The 1,598-nt window shown below is 45.8% G+C and carries 1 protein-coding gene; it reads left to right on the top strand.

What is annotated here, in order from left to right; all coding sequences use genetic code 11:
* Window positions 1–1,564: Hsp70 family protein (locus tag H9Y04_RS48990; RefSeq protein ID WP_187820132.1), on the top strand; the 1,564-nt coding region annotated here is incomplete at its 5' end.
* Window positions 1,565–1,598: the final 34 nt, after the last annotated feature.

Genomic DNA, 1,598 nt, shown 5'->3' with positions numbered 1-1,598 from the left:
TGAGGGATACCTTGGTACTACAGTAAAGGATGCGGTTGTTACTGTTCCCGCATACTTCAACGACTCCCAAAGACAAGCTACCAAAGATGCTGGTTTAATTGCAGGGTTGAATGTGTTGAGAATCATCAACGAACCCACAGCTGCTGCCATTGCTTACGGTTTGGATAAGAAAGGCACTACTTCTGGTGAACAGAATGTGTTGATCTTTGACTTGGGAGGTGGTACTTTTGATGTTTCTCTTTTGACCATTGATGATGGTATTTTCGAGGTTAAAGCCACCGCTGGTGACACTCACTTGGGTGGTGAGGACTTTGATAACAGATTGGTCAACCACTTTATTCAGGAATTCAAGAGAAAGACAAAGAAGGATATGTCCACCAACCAGAGAGCATTGAGAAGATTGAGAACCGCTTGTGAAAGAGCAAAGAGAACCCTTTCGTCGTCGGCTCAAACCTCGTTGGAAATCGACTCTTTGTTCGAAGGTATTGACTTCTACACTTCCATCACAAGAGCTCGTTTCGAAGAGTTGTGTGCTGATTTGTTCAGAACCACCTTGGAGCCTGTGGAAAAAGTTTTGAAAGATGCCAAGGTGGACAAGTCCCAAATCAACGAAATTGTGCTTGTGGGAGGCTCCACGAGAATCCCCAAGATTCAAAAGATGGTGTCTGATTTCTTCAACGGTAAAGAACCAAACAAGTCTATCAACCCCGATGAGGCAGTTGCTTATGGTGCTGCAGTGCAAGCTGCTATCTTGACAGGAGACACATCGTCCAAGACCCAAGACTTGTTGTTGTTGGATGTTGCTCCATTGTCGCTTGGTATTGAAACCGCCGGAGGAGTTATGACAAAATTGATTCCTCGTAATGCCACCATTCCTACGAAGAAGACTGAGGTGTTCTCTACCTATGCTGACAACCAGCCAGGTGTGTTGATCCAGGTTTACGAAGGTGAAAGAGCAAGAACAAAGGACAACAATTTGCTTGGTAAGTTTGAATTGTCTGGCATTCCACCAGCTCCAAGAGGTGTTCCACAGATTGAAGTCACATTTGATATGGACGCCAATGGTATCTTGAATGTTTCTGCGCTCGAGAAGGGTACAGGCAAGACACAAAAGATCACCATCACCAACGACAAGGGTAGATTGTCCAAAGAAGATATTGAAAGAATGGTCAATGAGGCCGAGAAGTACAAGGAAGAAGACGAGAAAGAGGCAGCTAGAATTCAAGCCAAGAATACTCTTGAATCGTACGCTTACTCTTTGAAGAACAGCCTCAATGACGGTGAGATGAAGGACAAGATCAGTGCTGACGACAAGGAGAAATTGTCAAAGGCAGTGGAGGAAACCATCTCATGGTTGGATGAGTCTCAAGCTGCCTCAACCGAGGAATACAACGACAGACACAAGGACTTGGAATCTCTCGCTAATCCTATAATTTCTGGAGCTTATCTGGCTGGTGGGGCTCCCGGTGGGTTCCCAGGCGGAGCACCAGGAGGAGCACCTGGAGGATTCCCAGGTGCTGAAGGAAGCTCAAGTTCAGGACCAACCGTCGAAGAAGTTGACTAAGGTGACTAAGAAGTCAACGCAAGTTGTCTGTTAA

Source organism: Streptomyces polyasparticus, from assembly GCF_014493765.1.
In the GTDB taxonomy this organism is placed as follows: Bacteria; Actinomycetota; Actinomycetes; order Streptomycetales; family Streptomycetaceae; genus Streptomyces; species Streptomyces polyasparticus.
This window is presented reverse-complemented; position numbering and strand designations above follow the sequence as displayed.